Below are 21443 nucleotides of genomic sequence, written 5' to 3' on the forward strand. Positions count from 1 at the left end.
GTCCCCCTTTGATACATTGGGCGACTGAAGTCGCCCCCACACTGGTGATCATCAGCTGATTACCCATAACAGTAAGAGTAAAGTTGCCAGCGAATAGCTAAGATAAAGCCGGATATTGCCTGTTTGAATGCGCCCCACTAATTTGGCTAATTTGTTTACCCCGCGTTCAATCGGCTCATACAAACGCGGCCAACTGTGATCCTGAATCTGCAACTGATAATGAACCGCCGCCACATCCTGATTCATTGCGCCGTGCATGTCTTTATCGATCTGCTCGTCGACAATCCAGACTTTGGCGAAAATCCGCCGGAAAGGCATGGTAAAAGCGCTGCTGCTGTATTGCATACGCGGCGTTAACCCGCCAAAACCGCAATCCCAGGTTTCAGCTATGCGTAACGCCGTTGTGGGATTGCGCCGCAAATACCAAAAACTGATGCCGCCGGCAATCAGCGCACCGATCAGAACTAACGGAGGAGCATAAGAAGCTTGGTTAGCCGAAACCGGCGCCAGCCACAACCAGCCTAACGCCGCGTCATTCGGCAAAGTCTCGCCTAACAATTGCCCGGAAACGCCGTTGATCAGACTGATTACCGGACCGGGAAAAATGCCGAACAAAAAGCACAATCCGGCCAATAGCGCAGGGCCTGCCAGCATGCCTTTGTCCTGGACTTCATGCGCTTTATCGCAATGATGAGAACGGGGTTGTCCCAAAAAAATCAAGCCGAATACTTTGACAAAACAGGCGGCCGCCAATGCCGCCGTCAGCGCTAATGCAGCAGCGGCGACCGGTATCAAGCTGCGCAATACGCCATTGTCCAGCACATCGACCTGCAACGCGGTCTGGAAAGCCAGCCATTCCGAAACGAAGCCGTTAAATAACGGTAATGACGAGATACTCATGCAACCGATCAAAAACAACACACTGGTTTTCGGCATCTTTTTAATCAGCCCGCCCATCATGTCGATATTTAACTCATGGGCTTGATGTTGAATGATACCGGCGCCAAGAAACAATAAATTTTTGAACAAGGCATGATTGAAGGCGTGAAACAGCGCCGCCAAAAAGCCCAGTGCTGCCAGTTGCGGCTGACCGTTTGCCATAAAAATCATCGACAGACCGAGCACCATAAAAATAATGCCGATGTTTTCGACCGAACTGTAAGCCAACAAGCGTTTTAAATTGGTCTGCATCATCGCGTACAAAATACCGCCCAGCGCGGAGATAGTTCCCAGTATCAGCAGCACCACCCCCCATTGCCAGTGCACATCGCCAAGCAAATCAAAGCAGAAACGAATCAGTCCGTAGAGGGCGACTTTAAGCATCACCCCGCTCATCAATGCGGAAATATGCGAAGGCGCCACCGGATGCGCTTCCGGCAGCCAAACATGCACGGGGACTATACCGGCCTTCATGCCGAAGCCGAGTAGCGCCAGCACAAAGGCGATGCTAGCCCAAGTTGACGATAACTTCGCCTCACGCAAGGCATCGAAAGTAAAACCGTCGGTAAAACTGGCCAGTACGCCAAAGCCCAGAATAATGGCTAATGCACCGACTTCCGCCATCAATAAATAAAGAAAAGCAGCGCGGCGATTGGCTGAATTTTCATGCTGGAACGCCACCAGAAAATAACTGGCAACCGACATCAACTCCCAGGCAATCATGAAAAAGAAGGCGTCATCGGCCAACAGCACCAGTAACATCCCGGCAACGAACAGTCCGGTAAACAAGCCCAAGACGGCAAATGGATGCTGGCTTTCGTCATAACTATTGACATAGCCCGGCCCATATAGACTGACTGCGCTTACCGCAATACCGACGATTAAAAAGAAAAAACCGGACAAGCAGTCAAAACGGACATGCCAAGGCAGCCAAGGCAGGCCCAAACTGATTTGATCGGTGACAATCTCTTTACTGATTAATACACTCAACCCGGCCAATACCGCAAAAACACCAGACAAACCCAGTAAAACAAACACCGCTTGCCGCAACAAAACCGGAAAGTGTTTTTCTTCCAGACTGTCGGCAATTACGGACTGACAACGTTCATTGCCACTCGGGATTTTTTTAAACCAGTACCGATTAAACTCCAGTATAGGTTGGCGCTGATTCATCATCAGCGCCAACAAGCCGGAAGCAAAGCTTAAAAGTACTGCACAATAAGCTGATGCAAGTATCATGAATTTCTCACTATCGTATAAGTCGAGTTAGCATAACCCGACACTTTAAGACTACGGATGGATGCCGGGTTACGCTAACCCGATCACAAGCTACAATCATTTTCTATCATCTGCTGTCATAAGCCGCGCAGCGAGAGCATGATCAGAAAACGTTTCCAACGCTTTACCTACTTTCTGACATTGTCCGCCTTGAGCTTCATAGTTCTGCCTGTAATCATGGATAAACTCCATAACGGTATGATCAATCAGGTAACCGCCTGAAAAATCGAAAATAATAGTCTTACCTTTCTCCAGCTGGGCAAGTGCTTTTTTCAACGGCAGGAAGTTTGAAAAAAGGGCGGAACCTAATAACTTAATGGTCAGCGTATCGTTATCTTGTTGTTGGATAGTAAAGTGAATTTTGAACAAGTTGTTAGGCCAAACGCCTCTCGCCAGATTAATGGCCAGTTTTACAACAATACCCAATGTGACACCTATCAGTAAATCTGTCGCTAAAACGCCGATAATCGTGACAACAAACATAAATAACTGTTCTTTACCTACCTCCCTTACTCTGTAGAATATTTCTGGCGAGGCTAAACGATAACCGGTATAAACCAATATTGCGGCCAAAGAAGCCAACGGAATACTCTGTATAACTCCAGTAAACAAGACCACAAACAGTAATAATACCAAGCCATGAAAGAAGTTGGCCCAGGCTGTTTTGGCCCCATTTCTGACATTTGCCGAGCTGCGGATAATGTCAGAAATCATCGGCAAACCGCCTATTAAACCGGCTACCATGTTACCGATTCCGACAGCCGTTAAATCGCGATCAAGATCAGAAGTGCGTTTATAGGGATCCAGCTTATCGACCGCTGTCGCGCTCAGCATGCTTTCAAGACTGCCCACTAGACTGATAGCAATCACGGCTTCCCAAAAGGCTACGGTGAATAGTTTGGAAAAATCGGGAAAATAAAAGTCGGCCAGAAAATTATCGGGAAGCGGAACCATAATCTTCGGCCCGCCGATGACCGCGTCTTTTGCCAGATCAAAATGCCAGGCGAACAGTATTCCTGCCAGCACCACAATGACCGCAGCGGGAATCTTGCTGCCGATTAACGGCCAAACAATGAGTATTAGCAAACCTAAAAAACTGATCAGGCCGATTTTAGCATTCATGCTCAGCAAGCTATGCGGAATCTGTGCGATGATCGAAAACAGGCTGCCTGGTTGCGGCGTTACCCCCAGCATCACATGGGTTTGTGTAGCGATGATGATAATGCCAATCGCAGCCAACATGCCATGTACCACCGACGTGGGAAAAAAGGAACTCAGCTGTCCCATTTTAAATCTCCCCATCAGAATCTGCAAAACACTGGCTACCACAATCGCCGCCAAGGTATAACGATAACCGGCCAAAGCATCGCCTTCACCCAGCGCTTGCACCGCCCCCAAAACCACCACAATCAAACCGGCAGCCGGGCCATTGATGGTCAGGTATGAACCGCTAATACGCGATACCAGCATCCCCCCGATAATAGCGGTGATAATACCTGCCGACGGTGGGAAGCCGGAAGCCACAGAGACACCCAGGCACAATGGCAACGCGATAAGAAAAACCAGAAAACCGGACTGTAAATCACTGCGCCAGTTTTCTTTTAATCCGGCCAAGCCGGTTTTTGGTGAAGTTGACAGAGAAAGCTTATTCATACAATTCCTCGTTGATTCAAGCATTGCCGTTTGATCCATTTACTTTGCAGAGACATGCAAAAACTCATCATGGATAGTTGTTTTTTGAATTCCGAAACGTAAGTAGTCCGCAGTTTCATCATTCGTATTGTTAAACTTCAATTCCCTGAAAAGGACTTCACTGGGGTATCCTTACGTAGTTCCCAGTCTAACTTCCCTCAAAAGTTTGAGGCGGTAGTATCATGGCGTTTGACGAACACATGGAATTTGCTGATGCTTTGTGCATTCAGGGCAACCATAGACTTTTCGACCCGTTTTCTCCCAATGCCTTTGGGCTTAACCGCCAAGTGATACAAATAACCGCGCCTGCCAGCAAGTTGAGGCCTTACCAGGCTGTGGGCAACAATCGGGGTCGCTCCAGAACTGACTGAACCTTTCAAGGTCATCATAAAACACCACAGTGCGTTAGTCGCAGCATAATCTTCAGGTCGCAAGCATGAATCTCAATGTTCACTAGTTTCTCCGGCCAAAGCTTCCTGATCAATTAGAGCGACATGCTGATCGATATATTCGCGGATAAAACGACGCACAACCTGTGAGGATGTTAGATCCTGAGCGGCACAAATTTTCTCGAACAGCCGTTTTTTATCCGGATCGACCAACAATGTCAAACGAGCAGTATAGGTTTCCATAAGAAGACTTCATCATTATTAATTAAATAAGTATATTATCAAAATATATATTAAATGTTAATAGCATTAACATTTAATATGTTTAACAACAAACATCTGCGTCTAATTAATTCCATAATGGTCGCTTTTACGACGACTCATGTGATTCCGCTTCATTCTGCGCACCGCCAAAGGATGTTCTGAAAAAGTATCATGATATTCCATGCCGAAAAACTTGCATTGTCCGCCCTGCCTTTCATAGTTATGCTGAAAATCATGAATGAACTCCATCACGGTATGATCAAGCATGTACGCATTGTTCAATTGAAAGATAACCGTCTTACCGTTTTCCAGATTGGCCAGAGCGGTTTTTAAGGGCATGAAGTTGGAGAAAATGGCAGCACCTACTATTAAGACTACAACAGAATCATCGTCTTTGAGGTCAATAACAAAATGAATCTTGAACAGGTTATTCAGCCTGACGCCGCGTAGCAGGTGGATAGCAAACTTGGTTAAAATGCCGATGCCGACACCGATTAATAAATCGGTCGCCAATACACCGATAATCGTCACCACGAACATAAACAACTGTTCTTTGCCAACACCCATGACCTTGGCAAATTCTTTAGGCGAGGCCAGCCGAAAACCGGTAAAGACCAGCAACGCAGCCAATGCCGCTAACGGAATGCTGTGAATCAAGCGCGGAAACAGCACCACGAATAACAATAAAAATGCGCCGTGGAAAAAGTTGGCCCACTGGGTTTTTGCCCCATTGTTCACATTAGCCGAACTACGCACGATCTCCGCTATCATCGGCAAACCACCGATTAATCCGGCCACCAGATTACCAACACCCACCGCAGTTAAATCACGATCAAGATTGGAATGGCGTTTATAGGGATCAAGTTTATCTACCGCCATCGCGCTGAGTAAACTCTCAAGACTGCCCACCAAACAAATGCTCACCACCGCTTCCCAGAATTCAAGATTCAGTGATTTTGAAAAATCGGGAAAATAAAAACCGGACATGAAATTATCGGAAATAGCGACTAGAAACCTCGGTCCGACGGTTTCTTCATGATGCGGCAAAAAATCGGCATCCGGCAGAAACAAATACATGTGCTCATGTTGCAGGTCAAAATACCGCGCCAAGCCCATACCCACCAACACCACGATGAGCGGAGCCGGAATCATCTTTAAGATAGGATTTTTTATAACCGACCAGATTATCAGTATCACCAATCCTGAAACACCGATAATGGCAATATCAGGATTAAGGTTAACAATGCTGTGCGGAATCTGGGCGATAGTCGAAAACAGACTGCTGCCTTTTTCCGGCGCAGTACCCAATACCACGTTGATTTGCTTGGCCATAATAATAATGCCAATAGCCGCCAACATGCCATGCACCACCGATGCCGGAAAAAACGAGCTCAACCGCCCCGCCTTAAAAAGGCCCAGCAGAATCTGTAACACACTGGCAATAACGATAGCCGCCAGCGTATAACGGTAACCGGCCATCGCATCGCCTGCACCCAACGATTGCACTGCGCCAAGAACCACCACAATCAACCCGGCGGCCGGACCGTTAATCGTTACACATGACCCGTTGAAACGCGAAACCAGCATCCCACCAATAATAGCCGTGATAATACCGGACGATGGCGGAAAACCGGACGCCATCGCTATACCCAAGCACAACGGCAACGCAATAAGAAAAACCAGAAAACCGGATAACAAATCGCTACGCCAGTTTTCTTTTAAACCGGCTAAACCAGATTTTGGTAACCCAGGCAGGGATGGCTCAGTCATAAAAATCCTCGTAATGATAAAAAGTTCATGTCGAATTACATGCGATTAGTATGCCATCCTTATTTAATTACCATAACAATATGATTTTAATTGTTATTTTTATTATTTAGCCGGAAATAACAAAAAACCTTAAGGTGCAAAACAACCGAACGGTTGTTTTGCACCTGTGTCGGAAGAATTGCAGCTGTTTTGCCGGTTAATCAGTTATAGCTTCTATTTGTGGTAGCGGGGGATTTCATCGGATATTTCTTCCCTGTTTTTAAAGCCGTTTTAATGCGTTTGCCCGGGCGAGCACTGACAATATGTTTACAGCTTAGCTTTAACGATCTGATACACTTCTTCTGCAGCCAAATCCGCACCATTCAAGATCGCTTCCAGTTCAGCTAATTTCGCATCAGCAAAAGCCCTGTCTTTAAGACTGCCTGCATTAATGTAAACATTTAACGCTGCGCTTTTTAGTGCGCCGTAACCTGCCATAACCGCAACACCTGCGTCGCTGATCACACCTAAATTACCTTTATCTGCGGCAATTCTGCTCAATGCAATAGTTTCTGCGCAAGCGTGTGCGCACTTCAAAGGAACGACGGTGGCTTCCTTTAATGCTGATTGAATAGCTTCACTACGCGCGGCCTTTTCTTCATCGGAGTCTTTTGGCAAACCATACGTCGCCATCAAACGCTCGAAAACCTCAACATCGGCTTTGATCATGCCGGTCAGCATTTCACGCAACGCTTCTGACTTTTCCAGTAATGACTGCATTTCAATTTCAACTTCAGCGTACTTAGGCTTACCTATGGTCAGGTTACAAACCATGCTGATTAAAGCGGCGGCTTGCGCACCCATTACCGCTGCAGCACTACCGCCACCAGGAGTAGGCGCCTTGCTGGCCAAGCCATCAATAAAGGCTTGAACCGATTTATCTTTTATTTCACTCATGGCGTCACGTCTCTTCAATGTAGTCAGTTATAGTACACTTTTTTGATAAAGCAGATTTCATATCGGCTTGACACAGCATTGCAGCGCCTTATTAATCAAATAGACTTTCATTACCAATAAGGGGTTATTTATATCGGGCTATAGTTTTTTATGACATTTATGCGGAGTAATTGGTCGAACGGACTGCTATATATAAACCTTATGCCGAGACGACATGGCATATGATCAAACAAGGAGATGCATGAACCAAAAATCAAATATCCTGACTAAGCAGGTCAAAAATCCTGGTCGTCGCTCCTTGGTTCTGCCGAACAAACGCCCTACCCTTTTCAGCTAACGATTGCCTGTATGCGGGATCCGCATGCAAGGCAATAATCGCGCTGATTATCTCGCTTTCATCCTGGCACTGTATTGCCGCATCCTGACGCAACACGTCTTCAGCTATTTCCTTAAAATTCACCATGTAAGGGCCAAATAAAACCGGAGCCTCAACTGCGGCAGCTTCAAGAATATTATGTCCGCCAACAGGCACCATGCTGCCGCCGACAAACGCGACATCGGAGGTCGCATAAAGCAGCTTTAACTCACCCATGGTATCAGCCAGATAAACATCGGTATGCTGATGACAATGCTCTCCGGAGGTACGCATCACCACCGCCAACTGATACTGCTCACACAGTTTTTTTACTTCACCGAAACGCTCTGGATGTCTTGGCACAATAACCAGCAATAATTCAGGAATTTCCTGCTTTATTTTTTTATAGATTTCAAGAAATATGGCTTCTTCATGTTTATGGGTGCTGGCAATCAACCAAACAAACCGACCGTAAAACAAATCGGCTTTTAACTGCTGACCCCGCTCAATAATTTCGGTTGAAACTTCAACATCAAACTTTATATTGCCTAGCGTCCTAACCGCTTCGGCTTTTGCTCCAATAGCGACAAATCGCTTGGCATCATCCTGCGTTTGTGCAGCAATCAATTTGATGTGAGCTAAAGTCGGCGAAATAAGTGCTGGATATTTTTGATAACCCATCGCCGATTTTTCCGATAAGCGGGCATTGACAACATATAACGGAATTTTATTTTTGCTGCAACAGGCAAAAAGATTGGGCCAAATTTCAGTCTCCATGATCACGGCTATTTTGGGTTTAAAACACCGCATAAATCGACTAACCGCACAGGGAATGTCATAGGGCAGATAGACATGCTCCACGCTTTCCTGCATCACTGCCTTAATTCTGGCAGATCCTGTAACTGTTGTCGTCGTAATTAATAACCTTGCATCGGGGTACTGTCGTTGTATTTTCTTGACTAGCGGAAATAAAGCTTCCGCCTCTCCTACTGAGACTGCGTGAAACCAAATGACATTCTGGGGGAATTTTTTTTGATAGAGAGCAAAACGCTCGTTCCATCTGTACCGATATGCGGGAACCTCAATACTTCGCCAAATCAGGCGAATAAGTATAAAGGGAATGATCAGATAAAAAAAGCAGGAGTAAATAACTCGCATCGTTAAAAAGCAAAGGGTTGTAAGTCGCCCCACAACCCTTTCCCTTGAGCCTTTATTATGCTTCAGCAGCAATTTTAATAGGCATTTTTACGACAACATCGGTATGGCAATTAACGTCGATCTGATATTCGCCGATTTGACGAATAACGCCCTGAGGCAAACGAATTTCATGCTTTTCAACTGAAACGCCTGCTTCGGTAATGGCATCAGCAATATTTTGCGTACCTATTGAACCGAACAATTTGCCTTCATCGCCAGCCTTGTGAGCAATAACAACTTGAAGCTTGCTCAATGCATTGGCACGCGCTTGAGCCGCACTCAGCTTTTCAGCTGCCGCTTTCTCAAGTTCTGCGCGACGTGCTTCAAATTCAGCAATTTTAGTAGCTGTTGCAGGAACAGCTTTACCGTATGGAACAAGATAGTTTCTGCCATAACCTGATTTAATGACGACTTTATCGCCCAGGTTACCCAAGTTTGCTATCTTTTCAAGAAGAATGACTTCCATCTTTTAATACCTCATTTTTCGGATTTTATCCGGCTATTTTTTTACGCCATCAAGGCGTTTGTTGATTCGAAATTTTATTTCGTAAGTTCAGCCACGCATCGCTCAGACCAACTAAAGCAACGGGCAGCATGGCATGGGGTATCAAAAATAATGTCACATAAAACATTGGCACTATAAACCGACCCATTTTCATTGAGGCAAATACGGTATGCAATACTGCGGTTCCGATAAAGGTATACAACACAAACAGCAAAATAGTGATGTTCCACGATACCTCTGAAATCACACCGGAACTTAATGATGCGATAACCACCATTACAATACTGCCTATTGCCAACCTTGGATGCGTATTCAATGACAAAAATTCTTGCTTAAATCCACCGGGATTATAGAGCAAAGCCTGCCACCACCGTCCCAAAAACAGGCCAAACAACAGGCCAAAAACTGCTGCGGCCGCAACCACCCCAGTCATGTAATGGGACAATACATCCAGGGTATGCTGAACATCTTCAACCGGAGCATTCGGAGGCACCATTTGTGAAAGTATATGCTTCCACATCTCTGCCACCTCGGCATTATAGAGATAAAAACCAAGAACCCCCAGAACACCAATCAATACCGCAATTTCAATCGTCAGAGATAAATACCGCCCTTCTCTTAATATAATTGAAATCAACCAGACAGGAACCCATAGCACCATCCCATAAAGCAACACAAATTGGTAATTGCCTAATAAGAAGAACCCTAGCACTCCCGCTACTGCAATTGAGCTTGCCAAAACGATAAAGCCCTCAAGAGCGCCTCGCCTTAACGTGACCAGAGCAACAGAGGCTGAACTTACTATACTCACTGGAGGCATAACCAGCGACACTAATGCAAGAGTAGAAGCCACTATCATGGCTTGCATTCTCCCCCGCATAATGTATTCCGCTAAAAAGCCCATTGATCGTCCAGCGTATTATTTGTGTGCGTCACAGAAAGGCAGTAGTGCAATAAAACGAGCCCGCTTAATTGCAACACCTAGCTGTCTTTGATACTTGGCGCTGGTTCCTGTAATGCGACTAGGAACGATTTTACCGGTTTCAGTGATGTAATCACTTAACAAGTCCAGATCCTTATAATCAATTGCAGTGCCGCCTTCTGCACTGAATCGGCAGAATTTTTTGCGTCTAATGTTACGTGCCATAATAATTCTCGTAAATCCAAGTGTTAAAAGTGTTATTCAGAAGTAGTGTCGTCAGCATCAAGGTTTTCGTCGACATCATCAGCTTCGCCTTCGGCGTCAGTTACAGCCGCTACTGCTTCTCTAGCCGCAGCATCTTTAGCTCTTGATTCAGCCACTTTATTTTCTTCAGCTGTTGATGTGGCAATGATAGATGCTTCAGTAATAGCTGCTTTTTGCAATAAAGTCATACTACGCAAAATAGCATCATTAAAGCGGAAGCCGCTTTCTAACTCTTCCAAAGTAGGCTGATCGCACTCAACATTCATCAGCACATAATGCGCTTTATGAATTTTATTAATTGGGTAAGCCAGGTGTCTACGACCCCAGTCTTCCAAACGATGAATCTTACCGGATGCGGCTTCGATGGTTGATTTATAACGTTCAATCATCGCAGGAACCTGTGAACTCTGGTCTGGATGGACTAAAAAGACAATTTCATAATGTCGCATGATTTTTCCTTTCGGTTAAGCCTCCCACCTCTGTCTTATAAAGATGGTAAAGCAAGGAGGAGCTGGTAGCCCCCTAAGAACCGCCCATTATAAATGCTTTTTCAGCTATTGAAAAGTGTAACATTAAAGATACCGCATTAATCCTACCGAATAGCCAATCAATGTGAACAGAAATATATGTTCGTTCTTAACGCGCAAATCCGCCACTTAATATCGCTATCAAAAAAAAGGATTTATTCTAGCTTTGAATAAATCCTCATGAATTAGCTTATCGGCTTAGGCTATCCAGTCTACGCATAGATACTCAACAAGCCCTTGCTAACCCCAGTCCGTCCGTTTTCAATTTCCGGTTCTATATCATCAACCCCATCAATGTCCACATCGCCCTCATCTTGGCCCCGACCATCAGCGGCTTGCGCGGATCTTTGCGATGATTGACGCCCCTGATCTGACGTAGTGCCTTGGGAAATACTCACCTCCACCAAGTCGACCTGCTGAGCACCCATCATTTCTCGTAATTTAGGAATGGATGCTTCAAGAGCCTCTCTTGTAGCCGCATGCTGAGCTGTAAAAACAACGGTTGCCTGATTATCAGTTACATCAACACGAACGGATATAGGGCCAAGATGCAATGGATTCAATCTAATTTCTGCTGAGGGTATCGCTCTGTTGCTCATCCACACAATCCGCTCACCTAAATCCTTATTCCATTCCGGATGCGATAGCGGTTTGGTTATGGCGGAAATATCTGCTTTATTGTCAACAACCGCTCTATTAAGCGACATTACCTCCCCGCCAACTCGGGGTAAGCCCTTGTCCCCGTCTAAATTTAAGGCCTGCAACTCCTCCCGCCCAGTCTTTTCCGCCAACCCTACATTCTCAACGTATTTTAAATTAAGACCCTGTTTTTCCTGAACCGCCTGACTAAAAATAGTGTCACTTTGCAGCGCATCATCGGGAACTTTCGCAGACTCATTCGGCGTAGCATTCCCCATTAATGGCTTTATAAAAGATGAAGTCCCACCCTCTTTAATCGCATCTTCAGGCGTCAAATTATTGACTGAACTTCCTTGCTCAGCCAGTATCTTCACAGGAAGAACGATGACTGCCACCCCCCCTTGATTTCCGGGATTATCTTCAACCCCCGTCATTTGATCTTCGCCTTCAACCTGCTGCTTATCCGGCTTATCAATTGCTGGCGTCAAACCCATTTGCACCGAAGCACTCGTAACAACGCCTTTCAGACTTTGCTCAACCTCAATAACCCTATCTTTTATGTTTGCCTCAGCGGAAACAGCCGCTGCAATCACGTCTTCCAAACTTTGCTCAACCGGAACAGCCATTGCAATCACGTCTTTCATGTTCTGCTCGGCCACTGCCGCTTTTTCTCCGGTAGTAGTGCCTACGGCAATGTATTTTAATGTGTCAGTTATCGCGACTAAGACAGCCTCGCGCTCAACATCGTCTTTTGTTTTGTATGACGACGGCAAATCCTTGCCCAATAAAGCGGCAAAATCGTGCGTACCAACATGGTCGGTCGGCAAATCGGCAGTATCGCTGACACCTTGCAAAACAGCAATATCCGATGTCTGTAGAGGCAGCGAACCCTCGGTTTTTATATCGCTCAACAACTCAATCTGCGCAACTAATGCACTGGAAAAGCCTTTGGAAATAACGCCACCATCAGCCAAAGGTAGCGCCACACTTTCAACCGTACCGTTACTTGGCGCCAACGACGATAAATTTGTATTTTCTATATTCATAACCAACTCCGCTCGGACTATTATTAATTATTAAGCATTCCCCGTGCCACCTGAGTTATTACGACCGATTCTGGATGCTCGCTCATCCTGTTCCAGTTGCTCACGCTTAGCTTCCTGCTTCATTTCTGCCACCAAAGCTGAATCACATACCTTCTGCAAACTTTGGGTTTTATGATGCAGCCCTTCCCAGACTTTTCTTTTGGCCATTAAATCAGCTGCAATTGAGCTTAATACTTGCTCCTGGCCAATGATTGCCTTATCAAGCTTGTCAATAAATGATCTAAACTCCAGAAGCCGGGCAATATTGACGCCCTTACGGCCTAACAGGTCAAATCTATCTTGGTATTCTTGCCGATAATTTTTTAACCCGTCGACTTGAGTCTGCATGGCTAGCAGTTTTCTCTGCACGGCACCCTGCACTTCCAAAGCATTTTTTTCCTGTGTCGCCTTAATATCTACTATGGTTTTGATGCGTTGCGATTTTTTCACTTATATCCTTTCTTGAGCCTCAGCCGGAAGTCGGCCTGTTTACACCCAGTAATAATGCCAACTCCTGCAAACTCCTTTCCATATCAACCGGCTCATCCATATCCTGCTGCAAAAAATCTAAAATCGCCGGATTTCTTTCAATGGCCTTGTCGATTCTAGGGTCCGATCCTGGCTGGTATGCACCAACACTGATTAAATCGCGGTTTTGCTGATAAAGTGAATACATTCGCCTTAAATCCCGCGCCATTTGCAAATGACCGGCATCAATAATGTCCGGCATAACCCGACTGATTGACGCCTCTATATCGATGGCCGGGAAATGCCCCGATTCGGCCAAGCTCCTGGACAATATGACATGCCCATCCAGCACCCCTCTGGCTGCATCAGCAATAGGATCATTAGTATCGTCGCCTTCAGCCAGAACCGTATAGAAAGCGGTGATAGATCCCCCGCCATGATCGGCATTACCGGCGCGCTCTACCAAATGCGGCAACTTGGCAAAAACCGAAGGCGGATAGCCTTTGGTAGCAGGAGGCTCGTCAATAGCCAGGGCAATTTCACGATGCGCTTGGGCAAATCGCGTTAATGAGTCCATCAACAACAAGACATCGAGACCCTGATCACGAAAATACTCGGCAATACTGGTTGACAATAGAGCAGCATGAACGCGCATCAAAGGCGGACAATCCGCAGGCGAGACCACCACCACAGCTCTTTTAAGCCCCTCTTCGCCCAAGGTTTTCAGTACGAATTCATTAACTTCTCGTCCCCGCTCACCAATCAGGCCAACCACCACAACATCAGCCTTGGTAAACTTGGTCATCATGCCCAATAATACACTTTTGCCCACGCCGGTACCGGCAAACAAGCCCATACGCTGCCCGCGCCCGACGCTGAGTATCGAATTTATCGCTCTAACTCCAACGTCAAGCGGCTCACGTATCGGCCTTCTCGACAACGGGTTGATCGGCACACCATTTAGCGAAATTAGCGCATCGGTTTTAAGCGGGCCTTTGTCATCAAGCGCATTGCCTGCCCCATCCAGTACACGCCCCAATAGACCGAAACCCACTCTAGCCAAGCTATTTTTACCCATGGGAATGACCCGACAATCCGGCTCCAGTCCATGAACTTCCGAGGTCGGCATCAAAAAAATACGTGCATCGGCAAAGCCTACGACTTCCGCCTCAATCATCTTGCCATTCTTAGCCTCAATTCGACAGCGGGAACCAATAGCCGCTCGACAACCAACCGCTTCCAGCGTCAACCCTACCATGCGGGAAAGCCTGCCTTCGACAATCAGCTCTGGGACTTCAGCTAATCTTTCGGAATAGGGTTTTAATTTAGCCAGCCAAATTTGTGACCGATCTACATCCGGAATCACTCGTTTTTATCCTCGGCAACTGCTCCCTGCGTTGCTCTACCTCCTCCATCCCTGGAGTCGTCGGCAACTGCTCCTGCGTCGCCTAAAGCGCCTAAAGCGCCTACTTTTGGTGCTCTCGGCAACTGCTCCCTGCGTTGCTCTACCTCCTCCATCCCTGGAGTCGTCGGCAACTGCTCCCTGCGTTGCTCTATCTCCCCCGTCCGTGGGGTCGTACCTCCTCCATCCCTGGAGTCGTCGGCAACTGCTCCTGAACCTCGGCCGTCGTGCTCCCGTTCACCACCCAATATAGCTGAGATAACAGCAGCCAGCCGATGCTCTACAGTTGCATCAACATGTGAAATATCAGTGTCGACTGCACAGCCGCCACGGGTAATTAACGGGTCCTCAACTATCTTCCAACTGGGCGACATTTCATCCAGCGCTAATGCAGAACGCACTAATTCGGCATCTTCAGGGTGTAATTTCAAGCTGATCTTTTGTGACGCCAGCGGCAAGACATTAATGGTTTCCCGAACAACAGCCACGATTTGCCCTGGATCCAACTTAATTTCCCTACGTATTATTTGCGTTGCGATACCGATAGTCAGTTTAACCAGCTCTTTTTCCACTTCTTCATCTAGCGATTTAAACGGCTCGCTTAAAGATTCCAAAAGACCAACCAGTGTCGCCGCTTGGCTTTGCATCAGGTGCAAATTATCGTCATAGCCTTTTTTTGAACCCTCATCAAAACCTTGCTGAAAGCCATGCATCTTACCTTGCGCAAAGGCTTCGTCATACGCCTGTTTTTGCATGGTTTCAATTTCATCAACCGTTAAAATCGGTGTCGGCTCAGTCTCTATTTCCACCGTCTCCGACTCCCTAGACGCCTCTGCTGCGGAAACGTCCGGCAGACTCCATAATCTTAACGATTCCAGTTCGGCTACTGTAAATCTTGGTGTCTTAGATAAGCTCATCACCACCGATTCCCATTTGTATCTCACCCGCATCGGCTAGTTTTTTAGCGATAGCCAATATATCTTTCTGCGCCAACTCCACTTCACTTAACTTAGCGGGCGGTGAAGCCTCCAAATCATCACGCAGCATTTCTGCTGCCCGCTTAGACATATTGCTGAATATTTTTTCCTTAAGCTCACTACCCACACCCCGCAACGCCAGCAACAACTGTCCGGTTGAAACTTCACGCAACAAGGTTTGCATGCCCCTTTCATCAACCGTAGTCAGGTCTTCAAAGGTAAACATCTTCTCCTGAATTTCCTGAGCCAATTCCGACCTGTGCTCAGCAATGCCGGACATGACTAAATCGGCAGCGCCGCCATCCAGGAAATTTAAAATATTAGCCACCGCATCAACACCGCCGATATTTGTCGATTTGACATTATCAGAGCCGGTTAATTGTTGCTCCATAATTTGATCCAACTCACGTAAGGCAGCGGGCTGTATGCCTTTCATCGTTGCAACTCTCATCATCAAATCAGAACGCATACTCTCGGGCAAAAACATCATCACATCCGCTGCCTGCTCACTGTCCATTAAAGACATAATGGTCGCGACAATCTGAGGATGCTCCAAACGAATCATGTCTGCAATCGACCGGGTATCCATCCATTTCAGTTGCTCAATTCCCTTAGTGTTACCGCCCTGTAAAATTCGATCAAGGATGCTATTTGCTTTATCTGCACCCAAGGCACTGATTAACACGGTACGAATATACTCATCGGTATCCATGCCCAGAGCCGTCTGCCTCTTTACCGCGACAATAAAGCCCTCAACCACTTCATCCATCATCTCGATGGAGATCTCCCCCACGCTTGCCATGGTGATACCTAAAACCTGCACTTCCCTGGGAGACATATGCTTTAGAACCATCGCCGCCCTATCCATTCCCAGTGCCAGCAACAATACAGCGGCGCGATCAACCTGGCTTAACTCTTTTACTGGCGCTTTAGCCATCTTTTTTAATCCATGATTTAATAACTTGTGCGACTACTTTCGAATCATCATCGACCAATCTCTTCACATATTCCAAGCGATGTTCGTAACTCTGAGGCACATCCAATAGCAGCAGATCCTGCATTTCCATTTCATTGGGCATCGAAAAATTCACACTTTGTTGACCGCTCGGTACTGCGACAGGCGTACCTTGCTCATTAAAGCGAACAGATCCCCCTATAGCGACAGCCTTTTCTTGCGCCTCAGCTAAATCCTGGGCTTTTTTCTCTTCTATGTCCCGACCGACAAGACTGCGCATCGTGGGTCGCAACACCCCAAAAAGCAAAAATAATACGGCCAACACAGCAGCAGCTTGTTTCATAAGATCAAGAAACCAGCCTTGCTCCCAAACAGGTATTGTCGGCAATGCCTCAATAAGTTCATCCATTTTGAACGTCACATTAGTGACGGTAACCTGATCTCCCCGGCTACTATCAAAACCTACCGCCTGTTTTATCAGGTCACTAAAACGATTAACATCTTCCTGAGAAAAAGCCTGCCCTTTAAACGTACCATCGCTCTGAAGTAAATGCCGATCATCAACAACCACAGCTACGGACAAACGGCGCAAGCCTCCTGTCGCTAATCGGGTATGAGTAATGGTTTTATCCAATTCGTAATTCTTGGTAGCATTTTTTGCTATCGAACCCGGCGAACCCGTCTTCTCTGCCCCCGCAGCAGCTGACCCGGGTATTGCTTCAGGAGCGACACCTGCAGGAGTTGGTTGATTTGATAGCGCGCCGGGAACACCTTGAGTAGCGGATAAGGTACTTTGTTCTTCCGATGTTTGCTCACTTCTTAAAGCCGGCAAATCCGGGTTGAACATTTCCTGGGTTCTGTCAGTCTCGGTAAAATCCACATCCGCTGAAATTTGTACACGCATTCCGTCACCACCAACCAAAGGTGACAAAATATTCTGAATCCTTCCCATCAAATGCTCTTCAATATTTTTCTTATATTCGAATTGCTTGGAGGTCAAATTACCTGCCACTGATGAGTCATTGCTGTTTAACAGCTGACCTTTTTGATCGACGACAGTGACTTGATTGGCATCCAGTTGCGGCACACTGGATGCAACTAAATGAATAATGGATTCGACCTGGCCTTTATCCAGCGACCTGCCTTGATATAAATTAACCATGACCGAAGCGCTGGGTTTCTTACGTTCCCTGACAAACACCGACTGAACAGGAATAGCTAAGAGTACCCTGGCCGTCTTTATATTCTGGATGGACATAATAGTCCGTGCAATCTCGCCTTCCAGTGCTCGTTGAAAACGCACCATTTCTACACTTTTGCTGCTACCAAAGCCCTGATCTTTATCCAGAAGCTCGTATCCCATGCTGGTACTTCTGGGCAATCCCTGAGCCGCTAATTTGAGCTTTACTGTACTCACGTCATCCATCGGCACCATAATGGCTCCAGAACCACTCTCGACTTTATACTTGATGGACTCCTTATTGAGGATTTCAAGAATTTCCGCCACATCACTTTCACCAATGTCGGAATACAAACGTCCATAAGAAGGTTCCTGTGACCATAGAACAATAGCAACACCCATAGCAACACTAAGGGCCAGACCTAGCATCAGCCCCAGTTGACGCGCTATAGTCAGCCCAGCCAAGCCTTTAATGGCAGGATGCGCATCGACCTTAGCAGCTAAAATATGAGACGCTTCACCCTCAAGGTGCCCGTTGCCTGGCGCCATTGACTCATTCCGGCGCTTTGCCTCAATTAAACTATTACCGCTCTGTTCGCTCATTTTTTATTCACAGTTTGCCCGATTACATTGGCATATTCATGACATCTTGATAGGCTTCAACTAATTTATTTCTGACCTGTAGCATGGCCTGAAATGAAACACCCGCTTTTTGCGAAGCAATCATAACCTCTGCCAAACTGACATTAGTATCGCCTGTCTCAAAAGCCTTGGTCATTTTTCCGGAAGCTTGCTGGGTATCATTAACAGAATCAATGGACTGCTTTAGCATTGCGGCAAAATCAGCGCCACCGCCACCTGTTTCCGGCACTTTACTGCTACCAGCCTCAAGCGACATTGCCCGCATCTGAGCCAAAACTTGATTTACATTCATCTCACTCATGGGGTTTTCCTCTTACCTTCTTAATAATACAGAGTATTAAGCATTTTTAATGCCACATGTTAGCATGAAATAATAACACCCGAATCTTTCATCCTCGCCATTTTATAGCGGAGCGTTCTGGGACTAATACCCAACTTTTCAGCCGTTATCTTACGACTGCCGTTTTCCATCTGTAAGGTTTGCAAAATAATGCTCTCTTCGGCAGATCTAACCCCTACACCCAAACCGCCGATTTCAGGCTTTTCATCTATAGGCGTTGCCTGAGTCGTTTGTACGGCCTCAAACGAAGCCCCTCTCGCCATCATCGAACCGGAGTCCTCAAATACCAAATCGTCAACGGTAATGTTATCGTCAGTCCGCAAAATAAGGGCCCGCTGCACCACATTATCCAACTCTCTGACATTACCAGGCCAACGGTAAGCCTGCATTTTCTCAACAGCCTGACTGTCAAATTCAGGCAATTTTTTGCCTTCTTGCCCATGACGTTGCATAAATTCCTGCGCCAACGGCAAAATATCGCCTGGCCTGTTGCGTAACGGCGGGATATTAATAGGAAACACATTGAGACGATAATACAAATCCTCACGAAACAGCCCCTGCTCCATATGTTCTTTCAGCTTCTGATTAGTGGCCGCCAAAATTCTGACATTGAGTTTGATTTTTTTATGACTGCCCAAACGCTCGACTTCCTTTTCTTGCAATACCCGCAATAATTTTGCCTGCAAGCCTAAATCCATTTCGGCAATTTCATCCAATAATAAGGTACCGCCCTGGGCTTGTTCGAATTTTCCCGGCATAGACTGAACCGCTCCGGTATAGGCGCCTTTTTCATAACCGAACAACATCGCTTCCAGCATATTTTCAGGAATAGCCGCACAATTCACTGCGATAAAAGGCCCACGATGATACGTTGAATTATGATGAATATAATGAGCGACAACCTCTTTACCGGTTCCGCTTTCGCCCTGCAACAATACGGTAACATCGGTTTTAGCGACTTTAGCTGTCAGCGCATAAAGTTTTTTCATGCTTTCGTCTTGCACGATGCGCTGATCTTCCTCTGTATTAGCCGCAGCCGAGTTGACTACCACATAATCAGCCACCTTATTGACTAGCGCCTGTGCATCAAATGGTTTGATAAGATAATCGGATGCGCCCGCCTGTATAGCTTCGACTGCCTTGGGAATAGTTCCGAAAGCCGTCATCAACAGCACCGGTGTTTTTGAATATTTATACTGCATATTTTTTAACAACTGAAAGCCGTCCATAACCGGCATCTGCACATCGCTAACAACCAGTTTAAACTTACCAAGCTCGAGTTTGAGTAAGGCTTCAGTACCATTACGAGCAGAAATCACACGATAACCGGCTATCTCCAGAGTGTCACAAAGCGCTTCACATAGCGACAGATCATCCTCGACAACCAACACATCATACTGCTTCATGATTCAGACCTCTTTGATCGTCGCTTTGATGGTGATTTTTACCGGACAAATCTGTCTGGAACAGATTTGCATTTACCCGAAGGGCATCAGGCAGGATAGCCTGATGTGAAAAACCACCGGGCGACAAACTAAATATTTGATGTATACAAGGCAGGACTAATGTAAAAACAGCGCCCTGCCCCAGAACCGATTCAACCTGCACATGACCGCCATGGGCTCGCACCACACTGTCTACGACAGCCAAACCCAAGCCGATACCACGGGTCTTGGTGGTGAAAAACGGTTCAAAAATCCGCTGACACAGCTCTTGATTAATGCCTGGCCCATCATCCTTAATAACTATCCGCAGCTCAAAACTATCAAGCTGAACCACCGATATTTGTATGCATCCGGACTGGCCTACCGCATCAACCGCATTATTCAATAAATTAAGCAGCGCGCCGCGCAAGGCATTTTCATTACCCAACATAGCGTCATCTTGTGCCTCATTAATAATCTGCAAATCAATTCCGCCGCTATCGGTATATTCTTTGACCGCTTCCCTGAGATGATTTAACAGCTCGGCCAAGGAAAAAGTCTCCATCGCCAAGCGTCCGTCTTTGGCAAAAATCAACATATCGTTAACCTGCCTTTCCAGATAGTGCAGACGTTCAAGAATTTTTTGTGAAAACCGCAGTCGCCTTTCATTATCCAGCGCCGGGCTACTCATTTGCGATGCATAGAGTATTGCTGTCGCCAGCGGCGTTCTGACCTGATGAGCCATACTCGCCACCATTTCCCCCATTGCCGATAACTGCTTTTGCTGATTGAGCATATCTTGCAGGTTACGCATTTCACTGACATCCGATAACAAAATAATTTGTCCGGAATCAGTCGGGGCATTGCAGGCAACCTCTCTACTAATGGTCATATTTACCCGCTTACCATTACCCAACTGTCGCTCATGATGGTTGCCAACGACGGGAATCAGACTACGAGCAACAACATCGAACCAATCCTGGCCAATCAGCGGCTCAGCTAAAAAATCCATCGCTACCGCATTGCAATCTACAACCTTTCCGTCTGCATCCAACACAATGACGCCAGCGGGAAGCGCTGCCAATATTTTTTCTAAACGGCTGGCAAGTTTTTCTTTTTCCTCAAGGGTTTTGAGTCGCTCACTATGGGCAAAAGCAAGCTCACCGTGCAGCTTAGCAACTTGTTCTTCCAGTCCTTGGTAAGAAACGGATAAATTCTGGGATAGCTCGTTAAAAATACGGAATGCATCGGTAAGCTGTTCGGTTTTCTGCTTTTTCTGCGTATTCATATCTA

At 46.4% G+C, this 21443-nt stretch carries 20 protein-coding genes; all 20 read right to left on the reverse strand.

Features of this window, described 5'->3' with window-relative positions:
- Window positions 1-51: 51 nt before the first annotated feature.
- The 20 genes from hyfB to ABXJ76_RS12330 all read right to left on the reverse strand — a co-directional run bounded on the left by hyfB (window position 52) and on the right by ABXJ76_RS12330 (window position 21438).
- On the reverse strand, window positions 52-2178 hold the full coding sequence (hyfB, locus tag ABXJ76_RS12235) for a hydrogenase 4 subunit B (RefSeq protein ID WP_432740824.1): 2127 nt from the start codon (window positions 2176-2178) through the stop codon (window positions 52-54).
- A gap of 96 nt (window positions 2179-2274) precedes the next feature.
- On the reverse strand, window positions 2275-3870 hold the full coding sequence (locus tag ABXJ76_RS12240) for a SulP family inorganic anion transporter (RefSeq protein ID WP_432740826.1): 1596 nt from the start codon (window positions 3868-3870) through the stop codon (window positions 2275-2277).
- 197 nt (window positions 3871-4067) lie between these two features.
- Window positions 4068-4298 (reverse strand): hypothetical protein, encoded by a 231-nt coding sequence (locus ABXJ76_RS12245; RefSeq protein ID WP_432740828.1) that lies wholly within the window; start codon window positions 4296-4298, stop codon window positions 4068-4070.
- Window positions 4299-4352: 54 nt separating this feature from the next.
- Window positions 4353-4541 (reverse strand): ribbon-helix-helix protein, CopG family, encoded by a 189-nt coding sequence (locus ABXJ76_RS12250; RefSeq protein WP_432740830.1) that lies wholly within the window; start codon window positions 4539-4541, stop codon window positions 4353-4355.
- 102 nt (window positions 4542-4643) lie between these two features.
- The gene (locus ABXJ76_RS12255; RefSeq protein WP_432740832.1) at window positions 4644-6332 is read right to left on the reverse strand and encodes a SulP family inorganic anion transporter; all 1689 of its coding nucleotides are present in this window, start codon (window positions 6330-6332) and stop codon (window positions 4644-4646) included.
- Window positions 6333-6638: 306 nt separating this feature from the next.
- Window positions 6639-7268 carry a methenyltetrahydrofolate cyclohydrolase gene (fchA, locus tag ABXJ76_RS12260; protein WP_432740834.1) on the reverse strand — a complete coding sequence of 210 codons (630 nt, stop codon included), beginning with the start codon at window positions 7266-7268 and terminating at the stop codon, window positions 6639-6641.
- Window positions 7269-7521: 253 nt separating this feature from the next.
- Window positions 7522-8781: a lipid IV(A) 3-deoxy-D-manno-octulosonic acid transferase gene (gene waaA / locus ABXJ76_RS12265; RefSeq protein ID WP_432740836.1), complete on the reverse strand. Its 1260-nt coding sequence runs from the start codon at window positions 8779-8781 to the stop codon at window positions 7522-7524.
- A gap of 55 nt (window positions 8782-8836) precedes the next feature.
- Complete coding sequence (gene rplI, locus ABXJ76_RS12270) at window positions 8837-9286, reverse strand: 50S ribosomal protein L9 (RefSeq protein WP_432740838.1); 450 nt, start codon at window positions 9284-9286, stop codon at window positions 8837-8839.
- 49 nt (window positions 9287-9335) lie between these two features.
- Window positions 9336-10229 carry a hypothetical protein gene (locus tag ABXJ76_RS12275; RefSeq protein ID WP_432740840.1) on the reverse strand — a complete coding sequence of 298 codons (894 nt, stop codon included), beginning with the start codon at window positions 10227-10229 and terminating at the stop codon, window positions 9336-9338.
- A gap of 15 nt (window positions 10230-10244) precedes the next feature.
- Window positions 10245-10472: a 30S ribosomal protein S18 gene (gene rpsR / locus ABXJ76_RS12280; protein WP_292556395.1), complete on the reverse strand. Its 228-nt coding sequence runs from the start codon at window positions 10470-10472 to the stop codon at window positions 10245-10247.
- A gap of 32 nt (window positions 10473-10504) precedes the next feature.
- Window positions 10505-10960 (reverse strand): 30S ribosomal protein S6, encoded by a 456-nt coding sequence (gene rpsF / locus ABXJ76_RS12285; RefSeq protein ID WP_432740842.1) that lies wholly within the window; start codon window positions 10958-10960, stop codon window positions 10505-10507.
- 290 nt (window positions 10961-11250) lie between these two features.
- Window positions 11251-12723, reverse strand: coding sequence for a flagellar hook-length control protein FliK (locus ABXJ76_RS12290; RefSeq protein ID WP_432740844.1), 1473 nt, complete (start codon window positions 12721-12723; stop codon window positions 11251-11253).
- A gap of 30 nt (window positions 12724-12753) precedes the next feature.
- Window positions 12754-13212: a flagellar export protein FliJ gene (gene fliJ / locus ABXJ76_RS12295; RefSeq protein WP_432740846.1), complete on the reverse strand. Its 459-nt coding sequence runs from the start codon at window positions 13210-13212 to the stop codon at window positions 12754-12756.
- 19 nt (window positions 13213-13231) lie between these two features.
- Window positions 13232-14596 carry a flagellar protein export ATPase FliI gene (gene fliI / locus ABXJ76_RS12300; protein ID WP_432740848.1) on the reverse strand — a complete coding sequence of 455 codons (1365 nt, stop codon included), beginning with the start codon at window positions 14594-14596 and terminating at the stop codon, window positions 13232-13234.
- Window positions 14593-15549 carry a flagellar assembly protein FliH gene (locus tag ABXJ76_RS12305; protein ID WP_432740850.1) on the reverse strand — a complete coding sequence of 319 codons (957 nt, stop codon included), beginning with the start codon at window positions 15547-15549 and terminating at the stop codon, window positions 14593-14595. Before ABXJ76_RS12305 ends, fliI begins: the two co-directional genes overlap by 4 nt.
- A complete protein-coding gene (gene fliG / locus ABXJ76_RS12310) occupies window positions 15536-16546 on the reverse strand; it encodes a flagellar motor switch protein FliG (RefSeq protein WP_432740852.1) in 1011 nt (336 codons plus the stop codon). Before fliG ends, ABXJ76_RS12305 begins: the two co-directional genes overlap by 14 nt.
- Entirely contained in the window at window positions 16539-18347 is a 1809-nt protein-coding gene (gene fliF, locus ABXJ76_RS12315; protein WP_432740854.1) for a flagellar basal-body MS-ring/collar protein FliF, read from the reverse strand. Before fliF ends, fliG begins: the two co-directional genes overlap by 8 nt.
- A 22-nt stretch (window positions 18348-18369) precedes the next feature.
- On the reverse strand, window positions 18370-18687 hold the full coding sequence (gene fliE / locus ABXJ76_RS12320; protein WP_432740856.1) for a flagellar hook-basal body complex protein FliE: 318 nt from the start codon (window positions 18685-18687) through the stop codon (window positions 18370-18372).
- A 59-nt stretch (window positions 18688-18746) separates the two neighbouring features.
- Window positions 18747-20132, reverse strand: a complete 1386-nt coding sequence (locus ABXJ76_RS12325) for a sigma-54-dependent transcriptional regulator (RefSeq protein ID WP_432740858.1) — start codon at window positions 20130-20132, stop codon at window positions 18747-18749.
- Window positions 20119-21438 (reverse strand): sensor histidine kinase, encoded by a 1320-nt coding sequence (locus ABXJ76_RS12330; RefSeq protein ID WP_432740860.1) that lies wholly within the window; start codon window positions 21436-21438, stop codon window positions 20119-20121. Before ABXJ76_RS12330 ends, ABXJ76_RS12325 begins: the two co-directional genes overlap by 14 nt.
- Between the last annotated feature and the right edge of the window lie 5 nt (window positions 21439-21443).

The sequence above is a fragment of the Methylobacter arcticus genome, assembly GCF_050917435.1.
Lineage (GTDB): Bacteria > Pseudomonadota > Gammaproteobacteria > Methylococcales > Methylomonadaceae > Methylobacter_A > Methylobacter_A titanis.